The sequence below is a fragment of the Pseudomonas sp. ACN5 genome, from assembly GCF_002303975.1.
GTDB classification, from domain to species: domain Bacteria; phylum Pseudomonadota; class Gammaproteobacteria; order Pseudomonadales; family Pseudomonadaceae; genus Aquipseudomonas; species Aquipseudomonas laurylsulfatiphila.
This window is the reverse complement of the sequence record NZ_MRCP01000008.1, coordinates 1-20,682: the sequence shown is the minus strand read 5'-3', so window position 1 is coordinate 20,682 and position 20,682 is coordinate 1. Positions and strand designations below refer to the sequence as shown.

15 protein-coding genes are annotated in these 20,682 nt (G+C 62.1%); 9 read left to right on the top strand and 6 right to left on the bottom strand.

The genetic code is table 11. The features are described from left to right. Positions 1–171 precede the first annotated feature (171 nt). A complete protein-coding gene (locus BSF40_RS31950; protein ID WP_256589547.1) occupies positions 172–990 on the top strand; it encodes a hypothetical protein in 819 nt (272 codons plus the stop codon). Between the two features lie 23 nt (positions 991–1,013). Here the strand turns inward: BSF40_RS31950 and BSF40_RS16020 are convergent, their stop codons facing one another. After that, positions 1,014–2,048, bottom strand: a complete 1,035-nt coding sequence (locus BSF40_RS16020; RefSeq protein WP_015093601.1) for an AraC family transcriptional regulator — start codon at positions 2,046–2,048, stop codon at positions 1,014–1,016. A 356-nt stretch (positions 2,049–2,404) separates the two neighbouring features. Here BSF40_RS16020 and BSF40_RS16015 point away from each other — a divergent pair, with 356 nt between their 5' ends. The 8 genes from BSF40_RS16015 to BSF40_RS15980 all read left to right on the top strand — a co-directional run bounded on the left by BSF40_RS16015 (position 2,405) and on the right by BSF40_RS15980 (position 14,400). After that, a complete protein-coding gene (locus tag BSF40_RS16015) occupies positions 2,405–2,971 on the top strand; it encodes an alpha/beta hydrolase (protein WP_015093602.1) in 567 nt (188 codons plus the stop codon). Positions 2,972–3,094: 123 nt separating this feature from the next. Next, on the top strand, positions 3,095–5,098 hold the full coding sequence (locus BSF40_RS16010) for a DUF1302 domain-containing protein (RefSeq protein ID WP_095965796.1): 2,004 nt from the start codon (positions 3,095–3,097) through the stop codon (positions 5,096–5,098). A gap of 41 nt (positions 5,099–5,139) precedes the next feature. Continuing rightward, the gene (locus tag BSF40_RS16005) at positions 5,140–6,498 is read left to right on the top strand and encodes a DUF1329 domain-containing protein (protein ID WP_095965795.1); all 1,359 of its coding nucleotides are present in this window, start codon (positions 5,140–5,142) and stop codon (positions 6,496–6,498) included. Between the two features lie 192 nt (positions 6,499–6,690). Beyond that, positions 6,691–7,782, top strand: coding sequence for a YCF48-related protein (locus BSF40_RS16000; protein WP_095965794.1), 1,092 nt, complete (start codon positions 6,691–6,693; stop codon positions 7,780–7,782). A gap of 16 nt (positions 7,783–7,798) precedes the next feature. Next, complete coding sequence (locus tag BSF40_RS15995; protein ID WP_095965793.1) at positions 7,799–10,318, top strand: RND family transporter; 2,520 nt, start codon at positions 7,799–7,801, stop codon at positions 10,316–10,318. 6 nt (positions 10,319–10,324) lie between these two features. After that, positions 10,325–12,103 carry an acyl-CoA dehydrogenase C-terminal domain-containing protein gene (locus tag BSF40_RS15990; protein ID WP_095965792.1) on the top strand — a complete coding sequence of 593 codons (1,779 nt, stop codon included), beginning with the start codon at positions 10,325–10,327 and terminating at the stop codon, positions 12,101–12,103. Positions 12,104–12,126: 23 nt separating this feature from the next. Next, complete coding sequence (locus BSF40_RS15985) at positions 12,127–13,770, top strand: fatty acid--CoA ligase (protein ID WP_095965791.1); 1,644 nt, start codon at positions 12,127–12,129, stop codon at positions 13,768–13,770. A 285-nt stretch (positions 13,771–14,055) separates the two neighbouring features. Beyond that, on the top strand, positions 14,056–14,400 hold the full coding sequence (locus tag BSF40_RS15980) for a potassium channel family protein (RefSeq protein WP_095965790.1): 345 nt from the start codon (positions 14,056–14,058) through the stop codon (positions 14,398–14,400). Between the two features lie 136 nt (positions 14,401–14,536). On the opposite strand, the gene BSF40_RS15975 is transcribed toward BSF40_RS15980, so the two are convergent. The 5 genes from BSF40_RS15975 to BSF40_RS15955 form a co-directional block, all read right to left on the bottom strand. After that, positions 14,537–14,758 carry a formate dehydrogenase subunit delta gene (locus BSF40_RS15975; RefSeq protein WP_095965789.1) on the bottom strand — a complete coding sequence of 74 codons (222 nt, stop codon included), beginning with the start codon at positions 14,756–14,758 and terminating at the stop codon, positions 14,537–14,539. Beyond that, positions 14,755–17,631, bottom strand: a complete 2,877-nt coding sequence (gene fdhF, locus BSF40_RS15970) for a formate dehydrogenase subunit alpha (RefSeq protein ID WP_095965788.1) — start codon at positions 17,629–17,631, stop codon at positions 14,755–14,757. Before fdhF ends, BSF40_RS15975 begins: the two co-directional genes overlap by 4 nt. Beyond that, positions 17,628–19,187 carry an NADH-quinone oxidoreductase subunit NuoF gene (locus BSF40_RS15965; protein ID WP_095965787.1) on the bottom strand — a complete coding sequence of 520 codons (1,560 nt, stop codon included), beginning with the start codon at positions 19,185–19,187 and terminating at the stop codon, positions 17,628–17,630. Before BSF40_RS15965 ends, fdhF begins: the two co-directional genes overlap by 4 nt. Further along, a complete protein-coding gene (locus tag BSF40_RS15960) occupies positions 19,187–19,663 on the bottom strand; it encodes a formate dehydrogenase subunit gamma (RefSeq protein WP_056855147.1) in 477 nt (158 codons plus the stop codon). The genes BSF40_RS15965 and BSF40_RS15960 overlap by 1 nt, the downstream gene beginning before the upstream one ends. A 399-nt stretch (positions 19,664–20,062) precedes the next feature. Beyond that, positions 20,063–20,347, bottom strand: coding sequence for a DUF3077 domain-containing protein (locus BSF40_RS15955; protein WP_095965786.1), 285 nt, complete (start codon positions 20,345–20,347; stop codon positions 20,063–20,065). Positions 20,348–20,682: the final 335 nt, after the last annotated feature.

Genomic DNA, 20,682 nt, shown 5'->3' with positions numbered 1-20,682 from the left:
GCACAGGTTTTATGGCAGGGCCACACGGCGTTGACTCCTCATGCCGTGGGGCTCTCGACCGGTGTCACAAACACCGGTCTTTCGCGGCGACTGTACCAGCAGTCGCCGTTTTTTTTGCTTTCACTGGTTTGGACTCGGACTTGGTCGCTTGCAGGCGCTGTCTTGCCTGCGATGGTCGTTAACGATGACGCGGGTGAACTGGATGAACGCGGCGCACTGGAGTCCATCGCCAGCAAGCTGGCTCCTACAGTTTCAGCGTGGGCACGGTCCTTTGTGGGAGCTGGCTTGCCAGCGATGGTCGTTAACGATGACGCGGGTGAACTGGATGAACGCGGCGTGCTGGAGTCCATCGCCAGCAGGCTGGCTCCTACAGGTTCAGCGTGGGTACGGTCCTTTGTGGGAGCTGGCCTGCCAGCGATGGTCGTTAACGATGACGCGTGTGAACTGGATGAACGCGGCGCACTGGAGTCCATCGCCAGCAGGCTGGCTCCTACAGGTTCAGCGTGGGCATGGTCCCTTGTGGGAGCTGGCTTGCCAGCGATGGTCGTTAACGATGACGCGGGTGAACTGGATGAACGCGGCGTGCTGGAGTCCATCGCCAGCAGGCTGGCTCCTACAGGTTCAGCGTGGGTACGGTCCTTTGTGGGAGCTGGCCTGCCAGCGATGGTCGTTAACGATGACGCGTGTGAACTGGATGAACGCGGCGCACTGGAGTCCATCGCCAGCAGGCTGGCTCCTACAGGTTCAGCGTGGGCACGGTCCTTTGTGGGAGCTGGCTTGCCAGCGATGGTCGTTAACTATAACGCGGGTGAACCGGATGAACGCGGCGTACTTGAGTCCATCGCCAGCAGGCTGGCTCCTACAGTTTCAGCGTGGGCGCGGTTCTTTGTGGGAGCTGGCTTGCCTGCGATGGTCGTTAACGATAACGCGGGTGAACTGGATGAACGCGGCCCACTGGAGTCCATCGCCAGCAAGCTGGCTCCTGCATGAAGAACCTATTTTGTGCGCTCGACTCAGGACTCTTTCGGGCCTGCGCCAGGTTTTGCTGTGGATTGTTTTTGCGCACGCCATGAAGCCGGCGGCATCCCGAACTGACTGATAAACCACCGCGTAAACGAACTCGCCATCGAATACCCAAGCATGTCGGCAATCCGACTCAGCGAGTAGTTCGGGTTGTCCAGATAACGCAGCACCAGATCTCGACGCACGTCGTTGATCACGTCGTTGAAGGCGCAGCCATCGTCCTTGAGGCGGCGTTGCAGGGTGCGTACGTTCATGCCCTGGCTCTGGGCGACCTGTTCGATGGTGGCGCGCCCCATGGGCAGCAGCAGGTAGATCGCCTTGCGTACTTCGAACAGCATCGAGGTGCCTTCGTGGCCCTGCAGCGAGTCGAGGTAGCTCTGGGCGTAGCGGGCCATGGCCGGGTCGGCGTTGGGGTTGGTCATGTCGAGGCTGATGTCGGGGCAGACGATGCCGTTGAACTCGCTGCCGAACTCCAGTTTGCAACCAAACAGCCGGCGGTGCAGGTGCAGGTTGTCCGGTGCCTGGTGCATGAAGTTGACGCTGTAGGGGTGCCAGTGTGAGCCCAGCAGGGCCGAGCACAGCCGGAACATCACGCCGATGGCCAACTCCGTGGCCTGGCGGCTGGGCATGGGCGTTTCGGTGACCACCTCTTCGCGAATGATCACCATCTTGCCGGCCTCTTCGATGAAGATGGCCAGCGAGTCGTTCATCAGGTGTCGGTAATCCACCACGACCTGCAAGGCATCGCGCAGGGTGCGCTGGTGGCTGAGCAGCAGGCTGACCACGCCGAAGTCCGAGAGCTGGCGTGACTCGGCCATGCTCAGGCCGAAGGTCTGGCAACCGCTGGCGGTGGCGGAGTCTTCCAGCAGGCGTACGGCGGCATCGATCTGGATGCGGTGTTCAGGGGCTTGCAGTTGGGCCCTGCTCAGGCCGACAGCGGCCAGCACGTCGCGCGGGTTGAAACCCAGGTACTGGGTGACCTCAAGGTAGTTGGTCAAGACGGCGGCGCGAACAAGCTTGGTCATGCGAGGGGCTTCCCTGTGCCGATGGCGATTGGCGTGAGCGTGGCGACTATATCCAGCGTATCAACAGTTGAACAGTTGTCATGTCGTTGATGGTTTTCATGCTGTGCGCTCACCCATCTTCTACGCTGCAGGGAGCCATCAGCGCTCATCCGTTGATTACAGTGACCTTGCGCCAACCTGCTGGGTTTTTTAGACCGACGGTCACGCGTCTGAGTGTCGGACAATTTGTCATCAAAAGAAAAGTGCCTGACGTCCAATGTAAAGCGCTTCGGGTGGGCGCTCTTTAATGTCGACCCTACAAAAAGCCCCTGGCGCAAACAGCCAGTCGAGTTATCGAGAAAGCGAAGGTGTTCACCGTGGACAAACTGCAAACTGCCGCCACCGTTCTGATTGTTCCAGGTCTGCGCGAGCACGTGGCCGAACATTGGCAAACGTTGCTGCAAGCCAGGCTGAGCAACGTGCGTAGCGTCCCGCCGCTGGAGACCGACAAGCTCGATTGCATGGCTCGCGTGCGGGCCATCCAGCACGAACTCGAGCAGATCGACGGGCCGGTGATTCTGGTGGCCCACAGTGCCGGCGTACTGATGGTCGCGCACTGGGCTGCGCATTACAGCCGTCCGATCAAGGGCGCTTTGCTGGCCGCGCCACCGGACCTCGATGCGGTCTGGCCGGCAAACTATCCATCTTCCGAAACCCTGCGTAGCCAGGGCTGGAATCCACTGCCACAAGGTCCGCTGCCATTTCGCAGCATCGTGGCCGGCAGCACCAACGATCACCTTGCCACGCTGCCTGCGGTCACCCGCATGGCAGAAGGCTGGGGCGCCGAATTGCTCAATCTGGGCGATGTCGGTCACCTCAATCCGGCCGCAGGATTTGGCCACTGGCCGCAAGCCGAAGCACTCATCCTGGAGCTGGACCGCTAGTACAAGGAGCTGGACTGGCAGTACGCCACCGGCATTTGCCCTCATTCCTTAAACGCAAACCCGAAGAGGTTTGCGTGAGGGCGGCTGCGCTAAAAACAAATACAAAAAGGCGGAGACAACGCAATGCACAACAACAAGAGTCACGGCTTCACCGCTCCACGCTGCACCTTGCTGGCCTCGGCCATTCTCGCGGCAACCGTACCGGTGGCCCATGGGGCCGAAATCGAGACGGGGAATCCGGACTGGAACGTACGCGTGGATAACACCATCAAGTACAACTATGGCGTGCGCACCGAAAGCGCCGACAAACGCATGTTGGGAACGCCGAACAACAACGACGGCGACTACAACTTCCGCAAGGCCGGCACCAACATCACCAACCGTATCGACCTGTTGACCGAAATGGACGTGGTCTACAAGAACGCCATGGGTTTTCGCGTCAGCGCCGCCAGCTGGTACGACAAGGCCTATGACAACACCGGCTCCAACTCCAACCCGTTCGTCAACGGCAACGATGCGCGTTCGGGCCTGATTGCCAACGACCCGCGCCTGGCCGGGGTCACTCGTGACAACGTCGGCAACGGCAGCCCCCACCTGAGCAACTATGCCCAGCGCTACTACAGCGGTCCTTCGGGCGAAATCCTCGATGCCTTCGTGTTCTACAGCACCGAAGTGGGCGAGGAGTCGATGTTCAGCGCCAAGGCCGGTCAGCACAACGTGTTCTGGGGCGAGACCATTCTCAACCCGGTGCACTCGGTCAGCTATGGCCAGTCCGGCCTCGATCTGGCCAAGCTTGCCGCGTCGCCGGGTACCGAGGCCAAGGAACTGTTCGTTCCGCGTAACCAGCTGTCGATGACGTTCACCGTCAATCCCGAGCTGACCGTGGGTGCCCAGTACTTCCTCAATTGGGATGCCGCGCGCCTGCCGGAAGCGGGCACCTATTACGGTGGTTCCGACCTGGTCGGCTTCGGCGCGCAATCGTTCCTGTTGGGCAACACCAACGCCGTGGTACCGGGCAGCCCGCTGGGTTGTGGCCTGGCGCCGTGCAACGCCTTGACCAATGTGCGTCGCGGCAAGGACCTGACACCGCATGACAGCGGCGACTGGGGCGTCATGGCCAAGTGGTCGCCGGCGTGGCTGGATGGCACCCTCGGCGTTTACTACCGCGAAACCTCGGAAATCCTGCCGCAAGCCTATCTGGACGCCAGGGGCATTACCTCGGCCAACCCGAACGGCACCCGTCCGGCGGGGCAAGTGCCTGCGGTGATCAACACCCTCAATTCGCTGGACACCGCCACCTATCAACTGGCCTATGCCGACAACATCAAGATCCTTGGCCTGAGCCTGTCCAAGGATGTCGGCGGGATCAGCGTCGGTTCGGACCTGAACGTTCGCCACAACATGCCGCTGGCCAGTATCCCGGCGATCGTCAGTACCCGCAGCCCGCTGGGCCTGGGTCAAGGTCTGGGTCTGCTGCCTGCCCGTACGGACGCCACCGGTGTGGTCTACGACACCCCGAGCCGTGGCGACAGCATGAGCGCCACAGGCGACACCTTGCACTGGACGCTCAACGGTCTGATGACCCTGCCGAAAACACCGGTGTTCGATCAGGCCACCGTGCTGGCCGAGCTGTACTACAGCAACCTGCTCAAGCTCGATAGCAAGAACGAGGCGCTTTACAAGGGCAAGGACAGCTATCGCGGCATCGACGCGCCGACCCGTGACAACTGGGGCCTGGCAGTCAACTTCACACCGACCTGGTACCAGGTGTTCCCCGGTGTCGACCTCAACGCACCCATGTCCGTCAACGTCGGTCTCGACGGTGTGTCGCCGGTCTCCGGTGGCGGGGCCAAGGACACCGGCAACTATGCCGTGGGCGTGGGCGCCATTGTCTACAACAAATACTTTATCGACCTGAAGTACGTGGACTCCTTCGGCCAGACCGACAAGTGCAACGTCAGCGGTGTGAGCACCGGCCCGAACGGCGGCGACGGCTCCACCCCGAATGCCTTCAGCGGCAACGAAAACTACGCCTGCTACGCCGGCGGCTACTCGTCCTTCTCCGGAGGGGGGGCCACGACCGAGGACCGTGGCGCCCTGTACCTGACGATGAAAACAACATTCTGATTCACCACTGATTTGCTCAATGCAAGCAGGAGAATAACAAGATGAAATTTGTACAAACCGTGTTGGCCGCTTCGCTGGCCATGGTCTTCGCCGCCCAGGCACAGGCTGCTGTTTCAACTCAGGAAGCTGCCAAACTGGGCACCAGCCTGACGCTGGTGGGCGCCGAAAAAGCCGGGAACGCCGATGGCTCCATCCCCGCCTACAACGGTGGCCTGACCAGCGCGCCGGCCGGCTTCAAAGCTGGCGACAGCATGCGCCCGGATCCTTTTGCCAGCGAAAAGCCGCTGTTGGTGATCGACGGCAAGAACGTCGATCAATACAAGGGCCTGCTCACGGCAACCACGGTAGAACTGGCCAAGCGTTTCCCGACGTTCCGTGTCGACGTGTTCCCGACGCACCGCACCGTTTCACTGCCTCAAGCGATTCTGGACAACGGCGTGAAGAACGCCAGCGGCGCCAAGTCCCTGGAAGGTGGCCTGGCCATCGACAACGTGCTGCCGGGCATTCCGTTCCCGATTCCGCAGTCGGGCAACGAAGCGATGTGGAACTTCCTGTTGCGCTACCAGGGCGTCAGCATCAGCTCCAAGTACGACTCCTGGAACGTCGACTCCGCCGGTGTGCCGAGCCTGGCGACCACCGGGCAAGCGAACATCTCCTACCCGATCTATGAAAACCTCTCGCAGCCGATCAGCAGCGCCGACGTGTACTACCAGATGAAGCTGGCGTACACCGGCCCTGCGCGTCGTGCCGGCGAGGCGATCATGCTCAAGGACGCCGCCAACCCGTTGCAGCAGCCGCGTCGTGCCTGGCAGTACTTGCCGGGTCAGCGTCGGGTGAAACTGGCGCCGAGCCTGGCGTACGACACGCCTAACCCGGGTACCGCCGGTGCGGGCACCTATGATGACGTGTTCGTGTTCAACGGTGCGCTGGACCGCTACGACTGGAAGCTGGTGGGCAAGCAGGAAATGATCGTGCCCTACAACACCTACAAGCTGACTTACGTCCAGGATCCGAAGTCGCTGACCACTGCCAATCACCTGTCGCCTGACTTCGTGCGTTGGGAAAAACACCGCGTGTGGGTTGTCGAAGGCAACCTCAAGGCCGGTGCCCGTCACATCTACGCCAAGCGCCGCTTCTACCTCGACGAAGACAGCTGGACCGCTCTGGCCTCGGATCAATATGACGCCCGTGGTCAGCTCTATCGCGGTTCCTTCGCCTTCCTCAGCCAGAGCTATGACAAGCAGGTTCCGGACTCGACGCCCTTCATGATCTACGACCTGGTGGGTGGTTCGTACAACATCAACGGTGTGGTCGGTCCTTACGGCGGCATCAAGTACATCGAGCCGCTCTCCAAGGCGCAGTGGTCTTCGGAATCGCTGGCAGGCGCCGGCATTCGCTAAGTCAACCGAAAGCAAACGCTCACCCTGTAGGAGCGAGCTTGCTCGCGATGGACCAGAGGGCGACGCGGGCATCCATACAGCACGCGTCATCGTTCACGACCATCGCGAGCAAGCTCGCTCCTACAAGGGCATGACCTGCACGTCTGGTACACGCAAGTGTGCCTCGACGCGGTTTTCCGAAGAGGACGCAGCATGTGTTCGTATAAAAATAATATTGTGCGTTTGGCGTTAGGCGTTGTGCTCGGCCTGTCGCAGGGCATCACCCAGGCGGCCGATTACGTCGATGTGCTGGACCTGCCCGCCAGGGTCAGTGCCTTGGCGATCAACAGCCCGTTGTCCGGCATGACCCGCGCCGGCGGGCGCGTGATTACCGTCGGCCAGCGTGGCCATATTCTGTTTTCCGATGATTCGGGAAACCACTGGCAGCAGGCCGTCGTACCGGCCAGTGCCGACCTCACTGCGGTGAATTTTCCGACCGCCACCCAAGGCTGGGCGGTGGGCAATGACGGCGTGGTGCTGCACAGCAGCGACGCCGGCGCGACCTGGAAGAAGCAACTCGACGGTCGCCAGATCGGCGAATTGCTGATCAAGCATTACTCGGCGCTGGCCAAGGCCGAGCCGGGCAACGAGCAATGGCCCCAGTTGGCTATGGAAGGCCAACGACTACTGGATCAGGGCGCGGACAAACCGCTGCTGGACGTCTGGTTCGCCAATGAAAAAACCGGCTATGTGGTCGGCGTGTTCAACCTGATCCTGCGCACCGACGACGGCGGTCAGACCTGGACGCCATTCCAGGACCGCACCGACAACCCGCAGGGCTTCCACCTCAATGCCATCGCCTCCACTGGCAATGCGTTGTACATAGCCGGCGAGCAAGGCCTGTTGCTCAAGTGGGACGACAGCGCCCAACGCTTCAATGCCGTGCCGACGCCGTATCAGGGCAGCTTCTTCGGCGTGCTCGGCAAGCCCGGCGAAGTGCTGGTCTACGGCCTGCGCGGCAACGTGCTGCGCAGCACCGATGGCGGCCAGAACTGGACTGCGCTGGACAGCGGCCTGCACGTCAGCATCACCGCGGGCCTGATCGATGCCCGTGGCAATTATCGCTTGTTCACCCAGGGCGGGCAGATGCTGGTCAGCCAGGGGACGGGCGCGCAGATGCATCTGGTGCGGCAACCGGCACCGACGCCGGTCGCCGGCGCTGCCCAGTCCACCGACGGCGCACTGGTGCTGGCGGGAAGCCGTGGTGCCCGGACGCTGTCCGCCGATCCAGCCCTCGAACCCTAAGAGCGAGAACCCAGACATGGGCAACATCAAACAAGACGCCATGCCGGTGATCCGCGATCTGCGTGATTTCGACCACCGCTCCGGCAACCGCCTGGAACGCCTGGTGTTCAACTTCCGTCCGCTGTTCATGCTGCTGATGGCCCTGGCCACCGTGGTGCTCGGCTACATGGCGGCGACGCGCCTGGAGCTGCGCCCCAGCTTCGAAAAGATGATTCCGCAGAGCCAGCCGTACATCCAGAACTTCCTGGAAAACCGCGCTTCCCTGCGCGGGTTGGGCAACTCGGTGCGCGTGGTGGTCGAGAACACCCAGGGCGATATTTTCGATCCCGAATACCTCGACGTACTCAAGCAGGTCAACGACCAACTGTTCCTTACCGAAGGCGTCGACCGCGCCTGGATGAAGTCGCTGTGGAGTCCGGCAGTGCGCTGGACCGAAGTCACCGAGGACGGTTTCCAGGGTGGCCCGGTGATGCCCGACACCTATTCAGGGCAGCCTGATCAGATCGAACAGCTGCGCCAGAACATTTCCCGCGCCGGCATTGTCGGCAGCCTGGTGGCCAGCGATTTCAAGTCGACCATGCTGGTCGTGCCACTGCTGGACAAAGCCGCCGCCGGTGGCCAGCGCATCAACTACCACGCGTTTTCGCAGATGCTCGAAGAGCAGTTGCGCGACAAGATCGAATACGCCGGCGACAGCGCTGCGCGTAAATCCGGGGTAGAAGGCTCCGGTCATTACAAGGTGCGGGTGATCGGCTTCGCCAAACTCATGGGCGACCTGATCGACGGCCTGATCCAGGTGATGATGTTCTTCGGTCTGGCGGTCGTCACTTCACTGGCCATCATCTACGCCTACACCCGTTGCGTGCGCAGCACCTTGCTGGTGGTTGGCTGCTCGCTGGTCGCGGTGGTCTGGCAACTGGGCATCGTCGCCTGGCTCGGTTACGCCATCGATCCGTACTCGGTGCTGGTGCCGTTTTTGATCTTCGCCATCGGCGTGTCCCACGCCGCGCAGAAGATGAACGGCATCATGCAGGACATCGCCCGCGGCACCCACAAGCTGATCGCTGCGCGCTACACCTTCCGCCGCCTGTTCATCGCCGGCGTCACCGCCTTGCTGGCCGATGCCGTGGGCTTTGCGGTGCTGATGCTGATCGACATCCCGGTGATCCAGGACCTGGCAATCACCGCCAGCATCGGCGTCGCGGTGCTGATCTTCACCTCGCTGTTGCTGATGCCGGTGGCGCTGTCCTATATCGGTGTTGGTGCCAAGGCCGCCGAGCGCGCGCTGAAAATCGACACCCGTGCCGAAAAGCACAAAGGCTTCGGCCGGTTGTGGGACGCGCTCGATCGCTTCACCACCGCCAAGTGGGCGACCGGTGCCGTGCTGGTCGCGGTGCTGATGGGCATTGGCGGCTACGTGGTCAGCCTCAACCTGAAGATCGGTGACCTGGAAAGCGGTGCGCCGGAGTTGCGCGCCGACTCGCGCTACAACCGCGACAACGCCTACATCACCCAGCACTACGCGCTGTCCAGCGACCTGTTCGCGGTGATGATCAAGACCGCGCCGGAAGGCTGCCTGAACTACAAGTCCCTGGTGCTCGCCGACCGCCTGGCCTGGGAGCTGCAACAGTATCCGGGCGTGCAGGCCACCGCGTCCTTGGTCAACGCGGTACGGCAGATCACTGCCGGCACCTACGAAGGCAACCCCAAGCTCAACAGCATCCAGCGCAACCAGGACGTGCTCAACTACGCCGCGCAGCAAGCCTCGGTCAACTCCCCGGAGCTGTTCAACACCGAGTGCTCGCTGATGCCGGTGATCGCGTTCCTCAAGGATCACAAGGCCGAAACCCTCGATGCCGTGGTCGCCATCGCCGACAAATTCGCCAAGGAAAACAGCACCGAGGATCGCCAGTTCCTGCTGGCTGCCGGCAGCGCCGGTATCGAGGCGGCGACCAACATCGTGGTGCGCGAGGCCAATCGCACCATGCTGCTGTACGTCTACGCGGCGGTGACGCTGTTCTGCCTGATCACCTTCCGCAGCTGGCGGGCCACGCTGGTGGCGTTGTTGCCCCTGGTGCTGACCTCGATCCTCTGTGAGGCCCTGATGGTGGCCATGGGCATCGGCGTGAAAGTCGCGACCCTGCCGGTGATCGCCCTCGGTGTCGGTATCGGCGTGGACTACGCCCTGTACCTGCTCAGCGTGCAACTGCACTTCCAGCGCCAGGGCCTGCCGTTGTCCCAGGCCTACCGCAACGCCGTGTCCTTCACAGGCCGCGTGGTCGGGCTGGTGGGCATCACCCTCGCCGCCGGCGTGGTGTGCTGGGTCTGGTCGCCGATCAAGTTCCAGGCCGACATGGGCATCCTGCTGACCTTCATGTTCCTGTGGAACATGCTCGGTGCGCTGATCCTGATTCCGGCCCTGTCGTATTTCCTGCTGCGCGAACGGGCCCCGCAGCCGGGCTCCGCTACCGCCGCCGAGAACACTGAATCCACTGAACGTCCGGGCATGCCCCATGCCCTGACCACTTCCGAGTAAGCCAAGATGTCTGAATACAAAGCTCCCCTGCGCGACATGCGCTTCGTACTCAACGAGGTTTTCCAGGTGTCCCGGCTCTGGGCCAGTTTGCCCGGCCTGGCCGACGTGATCGATGAAGAAACCGCCGCTGCCATCCTTGAAGAGGCCGGCAAGATCACCGGCGAAGTCATCGCACCCTTGAACCGCGTCACCGACGAACAGGGTTGTACCTGGAGCAATGGTTCGGTCACCGCGCCAGAGGGTTTTGCCGGGGCCTATCAAGCTTTCGCCGAGGGCGGTTGGGTCGGTGTCGGCGGTGATCCGCAGTACGGCGGCATGGGCATGCCCAAGGCGATTTCGGCGCAGGTCGAAGAGATGGTCAACTCGGCCAGCCTGTCGTTCGGCCTGTACCCGATGCTGACCGCCGGTGCCTGCCTGTCGATCAAGGCCCACGCCAGCGAAGAGCTCAAGCAACGCTATCTGCCGAACATGTACGCCGGCACCTGGACCGGTTCGATGTGCCTGACCGAAGCCCACGCCGGCACCGACCTGGGCCTGATTCGCACCAAGGCCGAACCCCAGGCCGATGGCAGCTACAAGGTCAGCGGCAGCAAGATTTTCATCACCGGCGGCGACCACGACCTGACCGAGAACATCATCCACCTGGTACTGGCGCGCCTGCCGGATGCACCGGCGGGGCCGAAGGGCATCTCGCTGTTCCTGGTGCCCAAGGTGCTGGTCAACGCCGACGGTTCGCTGGGTGAAAACAATGCGCTGTCGTGTGGCTCCATCGAACACAAGATGGGCATCAAGGCCTCCGCCACCTGCGTGATGAACTTCGATGGCGCCACCGGCTGGATCGTCGATGCGCCGAACAAAGGCCTGGCGGCGATGTTCACCATGATGAACTACGAGCGTCTGGGTGTGGGCATCCAGGGCCTGGCCCAGGGCGAGCGTTCCTATCAGAACGCCGTCGCCTACGCCCGCGACCGTCTGCAAAGCCGTGCGCCGACCGGTGCGCAGAACAAGGACAAGGCCGCCGACCCGATCATCGTGCACCCGGACGTGCGTCGCATGCTGTTGACCATGAAAGCCTTGAACGAAGGCGGCCGTGCGTTCTCCAGCTATGTCGCGTTGCAACTGGACACGGCCAGGTACAGCGAAGACGAAGTCACGCGCAATCGCGCGCAAGAACTGGTGGCACTGTTGACCCCGGTGGCCAAGGCGTTCCTCACCGACATGGGCCTGGAAACCACCTTGCACGGTCAGATGATCTTCGGCGGCCACGGCTACATCCGCGAGTGGGGCCAGGAGCAACTGGTGCGCGACGTGCGCATCACCCAGATCTACGAAGGCACCAACGGCATCCAGTCCCTGGACCTGGCCGGGCGCAAGATCGTCGGCAGCGGCGGGGCGCTCTACCGCTTGTTCGCCTCGGAAATCCGCAACTTTACCGCTAACGCCGCTGCGGACCTCGACGAGTTCACCAAGCCGCTGAATGCCGCCGTGGACACCCTCGACGAGCTGACCGCATGGCTGCTGGACCGGGCCCAGGGCAACCCGAATGAAATCGGCGCGGCCTCGGTCGAGTACCTACACGTGTTTGGCTACACCGCCTACGCCTACATGTGGGCGCGGATGGCCAAGGCCGTCATCAGCGGGGATGCCGAAGACGATTTCTACACCAGCAAACTGGCCACCGCGCGTTTCTACTTCGCCCGGTTGCTGCCGCGTATCCACTCGTTGAGCGCATCGGTCAAGGCCGGTAGTGACTGCCTCTACGAGCTGAAAGCCGATCAGTTCTGATCGAAGGACAAGGAACTCCAACCATGCTGAAAACAAAAATAATTCCGCCTGCCGACGGCGCTTATGCCTATCCCTTGCTGATCAAGCAATTGCTGCTGTCCGGCGTGCGTTACGAGCCGGGCCGGGAAATCGTCTACGCCGACAAACTGCGCTACAGCTACCAGACGCTGAACCAGCGCATTCGCCGCCTGGCCAATGCGCTGACGGCGGCCGGGGTCAAGGCCGGTGACACCGTGGCCTTGCTCGACTGGGACAGCCACCGCTACCTGGAATGCTTCTTCGCCGTGCCGATGATCGGCGCGGTGCTGCACACGGTGAACATTCGCCTGTCACCGGAGCAGGTGCTGTTCACCATGAACCACGCCGAGGATGACCTGGTGCTGGTGCATGACGACTTCCTGCCCTTGGTCGAACAGATCCACGGGCGGCTGGAAACGGTAAAAGGCTACCTGCAGCTCACCGATGACGAGGCGACCGCGACCTCGCTGCCGGTGCTCGGTGAGTACGAGCAGTTGCTGTCCCTGGCCCCGGACCAGTACGACTTCCCGGATTTCGACGAGAACTCGGTGGCCACGCTGTTCTACACCACCGGCACCACCGGCGACCCGAAAGGCGTGTACTTCAGCCATCGGCAACTGGTGCTGCACACCCTGAATGCCGTCGGCACCCTGGGCGTCTATCAGGGCCAGCCGCTGCTGCGTTCCGACGATGTGTACATGCCGATCACGCCGATGTTCCACGTGCATGCGTGGGGCGTGCCGTATGTCGCGACGCTGATGGGCATCAAGCAGGTCTACCCTGGCCGCTACGAACCCAACAGCCTGGTCAAGCTGTACCGTGAAGAGAAGGTGACCTTCTCCCACTGCGTGCCGACCATCCTGCAGATGATCCTCAACTGCGAGGAAGGCAAGGCGACCCGTTTCGACGGCTGGAAAATGCTCCTGGGCGGCAGTGCCCTGACGCTTGGCATCGCCAGTGAAGCCAGCGCCAAAGGCATGGTGGTGCACGCTGGCTACGGCATGTCGGAAACCTGCCCGTTGCTGTGCCTGACCTACCTGCGCGACGAGGACCTTCAGCTATCCGCCGAAGCGCAACTGCCGATCCGCATCAAGACTGGCACGCCGGTGCCGCTGGTCGACCTGAAGATCATCGACGCCGAGGGCAACGACGTGGCCCATGACGGCGAGTCCCTGGGCGAGATCGTGGTGCGCGCGCCGTGGCTGACCCAGGGCTATCTGAAAGCCCCGGACAAAGGCGCGGAGCTGTGGCACAACGGCTGGCTGCACACCGGCGACATGGCCTCGATTGACCAACAGGGCGGCGTGGAAATCAAGGACCGCATCAAGGACGTGATCAAGACCGGCGGCGAGTGGATCAGCTCCCTGGAACTGGAAAGCCTGATCAGCGAACACCCGGGCGTCATGTCCGTCGCGGTGGTGGGCATCGTCGATGAGCAGTGGGGCGAACGGCCCATGGCCATGGTGGTGTGCGAGCCGGGGCAATACCTGGACCGCAAGATCCTCGAGACGCACCTGCAAGCCTTCGTCGACGGCGGCCGCATCAACAAATGGGCGATCCCCAAGCAGTTCAAGTTCGTCGCCGAAATCCCCAAGACCAGTGTTGGCAAGATCAACAAGAAGCTGATTCGGGAAACGGAAGCGAACTGAGGGATAAACCTGGCGCTGTTGTTGTAGGAGCGAGCTTGCTCGCGATGGACTGGAGAGCGCTGCGTTTAACCAGTAAACACGCGTTATCGTTGACGACCATCGCGAGCGAGCTCGCTCCTACAGGAATCCGGCAGCAGGCGGTTTCCGGATAGCCCGGGGGGCGTCATCTTTGTCATAGTCCTGGCCAGAGATAACGCCCCGTTGGTCGCAGTTTTCAGCGCTTGTGCCAAGCTGAACGGGGTATTGAACCGCTGTGCATCAGTCAATCCCCAGGAAGCCCACGACATGAACCTCACCCGTGCATCAAACGTCCGCCACGAGTTCTACAAGGCCGTCTGGTTCTACTTCAAAGTGGTGTGGCCGATCTTCTCGATACTGCTGCTGGTAATCATTGCGTTCGGCCTCATCATCGCCCACCTGGAAGGGTGGAACCCCTATGACGGCGTCTACTTCGCCTTCGTGACCGGGCTGACCATCGGCTACGGAGAACTGGTGCCCAAACTGGGGGTGTCACGGGTACTGGCGATTCTGCTGGGGTTCAATGGGGTGCTGATGACGGCGACATTTGCGGCGATCAGTGTCCGGGCGATTGAAGTGACGGTGACGGCGTCACGCAAGGGCAAGGAATAGGGGCAACCAACACGCACTCTCCTGTGGGAGCGGGCTTGCTCGCGAAGGGGCCAGTACATTCAACATCAATGTCGCCTGGATTGACGCCTTCGCGAGCAAGCCCGCTCCCACAGTTATTCATCCGGGCTCCTTCAGACTAAGCCCCCCAACCCGCCCCACTCACCGCCGCCTGCACCAGCGGGTGCAGGTCCGCCCCTTTATGCTCCGTCTGCCAGGCCAGCAATTCCTTGCGCATGCTCGGTGCCCAGTACATCTGCAGATGATTGCGCACGCTGAGCACCGCCTGTTGCTGGTCCGGCTGGCTGGCGAAGTACTGGGCGATCTGGTTGGCCATCTTGATCAGGTTGTCCGTGCTCATCGGCGTACCTCCGCTTTGGCGCCACGGGCCCGGTCCTTGAGCAGACGATGCTGTTCATCGCTGAAGGCCTGGAAGCGCTTTTGCCACTCCGAAGGGTGATACACGCGGCTGACTTCCACGGCAGTGACCTTGTACTCCGGACAGTTGGTGGCCCAGTCGGAGTTGTCGGTGGTGATCACGTTGGCCCCCGATTCCGGGAAGTGGAAGGTGGTGTACACCACGCCCGGGGCGACCCGTTCGGTGATCCGCGCACGCAACACAGTCTGCCCGGCGCGGCTGCCGATGCCGACCCAGTCACCTTCGTTGATGCCACGGCTCTCGGCATCGGTCGGGTGGATTTCCAGGCGGTCTTCGTCGTGCCAGGCGACGTTGTCGGTGCGCCGGGTCTGGGCGCCGACGTTGTACTGGCTGAGGATGCGTCCGGTGGTCAGCAGCAGCGGGTAGCGAGTGTTGACCTTCTCCTCGGTGGGCACGTAGCCGGTGAGCATGAAGCGCCCCTTGCCGCGCACGAACTCCTCGATGTGCATGGTCGGCGTACCGTCCGGCGCCGCCGCGTTGCACGGCCATTGCAGGCTGCCGTGGCGATCCAGTTCGGTGTAGCTGACGTTGGTGAAGGTCGGTGTCAGGCTGGCGATTTCATCCATGATTTCCGATGGATGTTTGTAGTTCATCGGATAACCCAGGGCATTGGCCAGGGCCAGCGTGCCTTCCCAGTCGGCCTTGCCGCCCAGCGGGTCCATGACCTTGCGCACCCGGGAGATACGCCGTTCGGCGTTGGTGAAGGTGCCGTCCTTTTCCAGGAACGAGCTGCCCGGCAGGAACACGTGGGCGAACTTGGCGGTTTCGTTGAGGAAAATATCCTGCACCACCACGCACTCCATGGCCGACAAAGCGGCGGTGACGTGCTGGGTATTCGGATCGCTCTGGGCAATGTCTTCGCCCTGGCAATACAGGCCCTTGAAACTGCCGCCCAGCGCTGCTTCGAACATATTGGGGATGCGCAACCCCGGATCAGGTTGCAGAGTGACGTTCCACGCCTGTTCAAACTGCGCCCGCACCACCTCGTTGGAGATGTGCCGGTAACCGGGCAACTCATGGGGGAAAGAGCCCATGTCGCAGGAGCCCTGAACGTTGTTCTGCCCCCGCAGCGGGTTCACGCCCACGCCTTCGCGGCCGATATTGCCCGTGGCCATCGCGAGGTTGGCGATGCCCATGACCGCCGTGCTGCCCTGGCTGTGCTCGGTGACGCCGAGGCCGTAGTAGATCGCCGCATTGCCACCCGTGGCATACAGACGCGCCGCAGCACGGATGTCGGCCGCGGGCACGCCGCAGATGGCGCCAAGCACTTCCGGCGAGTTTTCCTCGCGGCTGACGAACTCACGCCAGCTGGCGAAATCGCTGCCCTCGCAACGGGCGTCGATAAAGGCCTGGTTGAGCAGCCCTTCAGTGACGATGACATGGGCCAAGGCGTTGAGCATGGCGACGTTGGTGCCCGGGCGCAGGGCCAAATGGTATTCGGCGCGGGCGTGCACCGAGTCCACCAGATCGATGCGCCGTGGGTCGATGACGATCAGCCGCGCGCCTTCACGCAGCCGGCGTTTGAGCTGGGAGGCGAACACCGGGTGGGCGTCGCTGGGGTTGGCGCCCATCACCAGGATCACGTCGGCCTGCATCACCGAGTCGAAACTCTGAGTGCCGGCGGACTCGCCCAGGGTTTGCTTCAAGCCATAACCGGTCGGCGAGTGGCAGACCCGTGCACAGGTGTCGACGTTGTTGTTGCCGAACGCGGCGCGCACCAGTTTTTGCACCAGATAGGTTTCTTCGTTGGTGCAGCGGCTGGAGGTGATGCCGCCAATGGAGTCGCGGCCATATTTCTGCTGCAACCGACGGAATTCGCTGGCGGCGTAGGTCACCGCTTCATCCCAGCTGACTTCCTGCCACTGGTCGTTGATGTGCTTGCGGATCATCGGCTTGGTGATGCGATCCGGGTGGGTGGCGTAGCCCCAGGCAAAGCGCCCCTTGACGCAAGAGTGGCCGTGGTTGGCCTGGCCGTTCTTGTCCGGAACCATGCGCACCAGTTGGTCGCCTTTCATCTCGGCGCGGAACGAGCAGCCCACACCGCAATAGGCGCAGGTGGTGATCACGCTGCGTTCGGGCTGGCCCAGTTCGACCACGCTTTTTTCCATCAGGGTCGCAGTCGGGCAGGCCTGCACGCAGGCGCCGCAGGACACGCATTCCGAGTCGAGGAAGTTATCCCCACCGGCGGCCGCCACCCGGGATTCAAAACCGCGCCCGGTGATGGTCAGGGCAAAGGTGCCCTGGGTTTCTTCGCAGGCGCGCACGCAGCGGTTGCAGACGATGCACTTGCTCGGGTCGTAGTCGAAGTAGGGGTTGGACGTGTCCTTCACGTCGGCCAGATGGTTGTCGCCTTCATAGCCGTAACGCACCTCCCGCAGGCCGACCTGACCGGCCACGGTTTGCAGTTCGCAGTTGCCGTTGGCCGAGCAGGTCAGGCAGTCCAGCGGGTGATCGGAAATGTACAGCTCCATGACGTTACGGCGCAGGGTCGCAAGCTTCGGCGTCTGGGTGTGCACGGTCATGCCTTCAGTGACCGGCGTGGTGCAGGACGCCGGGTAGCCGCGCATGCCGTCGATCTCCACCAGGCACATGCGGCAAGAGCCAAAGGCTTCCAGGCTGTCGGTGGCACAGAGTTTGGGAATGGTGGTGCCCAACAGCGCAGCGGCGCGCATCACCGAAGTGCCTTCGGGCACGCTGATGCTGCGGCCGTCGATGCTCAGGGTGACTTGCACCTGGCTCTCACGGGCAGGAGTGCCGAGGTCGATATCGGTGTTCGGGTCGAAGAGAGTGATCATTGCTCGGCCTCCGAGGGCTGCAAGCCGAAGTCGGCGGGGAAGTGCTTGAGGGCGCTGGCGACCGGAAAGGAAACCATGCCGCCCAATGCACACAGCGAACCGTATTGCAGGGTGTCGCACAGGTCCTTGAGGATGATCACCTGCTCATCGCGACCGTTCTGGTCAGGCGCTGCCAGCAAGCGGTCGATCACCTCCACGCCCCGAGTCGAGCCGATGCGGCATGGCGTGCATTTGCCACAGGATTCCTCGGCGCAGAACTCCATCGCGAAACGCGCCATGTGGGCCATGTCCAGGGTGTCGTCAGCCACCACGACACCGCCGTGACCGAGCATCGCGCCGATGGCGGCGAAGGCTTCATAATCCAGCGGCGTGTCGAATTGCGACGGCGGCACCCAGGCACCAAGGGGGCCGCCCACCTGCGCAGCCTTCAGCGGCCGGCCACTGGCAGTCCCGCCACCGTAGTCTTCCACCAGTTCCCGCAGGGTCAGGCCAAAGGCCCGTTCCACCAGCCCGCCCTGACGAATATTGCCCGCCAATTGGAAGGGCATGGTGCCCAGGGAGCGGCCCATGCCGTAATCGCGATAGAACTGCGCGCCCTTGGCCAGAATCTGCGGCACCGAGGCCAAAGTCAGCACGTTGTGCACCAGCGTCGGCTGGCCGAACAGCCCCTTCAAGGCAGGAATCGGCGGCTTGGCGCGCACGATCCCGCGTTTGCCTTCCAGAGAGTCCAGCAGCGCGGTTTCCTCACCGCAGATGTAAGCACCAGCACCGACACGCACTTCCATATCGAAGGCCTGACCGCTGCCGCCGACATTGGCGCCCAGGTAACCGTTCTTCCGAGCAATCTGCAGCGCGTTGCGCAGGATGATCACGGCATCCGGATATTCCGAGCGCACATAGATGTAGCCATAGGTGGCACCGACGCACAGGCCGGCAATGGCCATGCCTTCGATCAGCAGGAAGGGGTCGCCTTCCATCAGCATGCGGTCGGCAAAAGTGCCGGAGTCGCCTTCGTCGGCGTTGCACACGATGTACTTTTGCGCCGCTTCGGTCGCACGCACCGTGCGCCATTTGATCCCGGCGGGGAAGGCCGCGCCGCCACGGCCACGCAGGCCGGAATCGAATACTTCAGTTGCAGTCTGCTCGCCTCCGATGGCGATGGCTCTTTTCAAACCCTCGAAACCGCCGTGGGCCCGATAGTCGTCAAGCGACAGCGGCCGGGTAATGCCGGCGCGGGCGAACAGCAGGCGTTGTTGAGTCTTCAGATAAGGCAATTCTTCCACCAGGCCCAAGGCCAGTGGATGAGAAGACGGGTCGCCTTTGAGCGCTTCGAGCACAGACGGCACATCAGCATCTGTCAGCGGACCGAAGCCGAAACGGCCCTGCGGCGTGTCCACTTCCAGCAGTGGTTCCAGCCAGTAAAGGCCCCGCGAGCTGGTGCGTTTTATCTCCAGCGGCACAACGCGTCCCCGGGCATGGGTGATAAGGGCTACCACAACATCTTCTGCACCCACGGCACGGGCAACCGAATCACCAGACACATAGAAAGCTGGCATCACGCGTCCTCCCGGCAAGCGTCGAGCAAGGCATCCAGACGCTCGGCACTGAGCCGCGCATGCACCCGACCATCCAGTTCCAGAGCCGGCGAACAGGCACAAGCGCCAAGGCAATACACCGGCCGCAAACTGATGCTGCCATCGGCACTGCTGCCGTGGTCATCCAGTTGCAGACGCTCACGCAACTGCGCAGCCAACTGCTCGGCACCGCGACTCTTGCACGACTCGGCCCGGCACAGCCGCAGGATATGCCGCGCGGGCGGCGCGGTACGGAAGTCATGGTAAAAACTGATCACCCCACGAACCTCGGCCTGGCTCAGGTTCAGGGCATGGGCAATCTCGGGGACGGCGACATCGGGGACGTAACCGATACGCTCCTGAATATCATGAAGAATGGGCAACAGCGCACCCGCAGAGCCCTTGTGGCGCTCCAGCAAACTGTTGACCACAGGCAGGTGCAACATCTCATCAGGCATTCAGCAATCCTCACGGTCACGGACAAACCAGAAGGTCGTCGGTCGTCCGAAAGTGTCGGCTGCGGCACTCACACCACGTCACGGTATCGTGGCAATTTGGCCGTTGGCCAGGGCACCCTGAGCGGGCATCTTGTTGTGCCCGGCACGGTCTTCGCCGTACCTCGACTGGGCATAAAGGGCAGCTTGCCACGCCGCTATTGATCGACCTGCACCAAAGCGACGTGCTCGGTTCTGCCTACGACTATCCATTAAGTCTAGATGAGTGGTGCACGGGGCGTTCACACACTGGCCTAATGCCCGGAGGGCCTGTCGATGGCTGATGTATAGCAAGCATTACAGGTGAGAAGAAGCATCAGGACCGGGGGCGATTCTACGGAGCAGATGCGCTGAAGTACGCCGCTAACCCTGTGGGAGCGAGCCTGCTCGCGAAAGCGCCAGCCCATTATCCCGATCCCGAGTAAGCACCTTCACCGCATCATCCACCAACGCCTTACTCATCGAAGTCAGATAATCTGCAGCCCAGGCGTGTCGATCAGTGTCTCTGGCATAAGCGGCATCTTCAGTGTGCGTCTTGGCCAGGAACAGAAAATCGGAGGCCATGGACAACGCATCGCCGAGAGGAACGCCGCGAGTGACATGAAACAGCGCTTGATCCGCACAGTAGATCGCGGGTGCCAGGCCGATGGTTTTGAGTTCAGTAAGGGAAAAGAATTTCTAGACAGGGGTTGACCACGTATTTTAATGCTGTACTATTCGCCTCCCGCCAACGAGCAGCTTGATGCTGGTTTTGGTTTAAGTGGTTGATTTTATTATTAAAATCAGAAGCTTTTAAGGTTGCTGCTTAAAGGGGTTTGCTGTAGAGTGCACGCCTCGGTTGAGACGAAAGGTCTTGACCAACCGCTCTTTAACAACTGAATCAAGCAATTCGTGTGGGTGCTTGTGGAGTCAGACTGCTAGTCAACAGATTATCAGCATCACAAGTTACTCCGCGAGAAATCAAAGATGTAACCAACGATTGC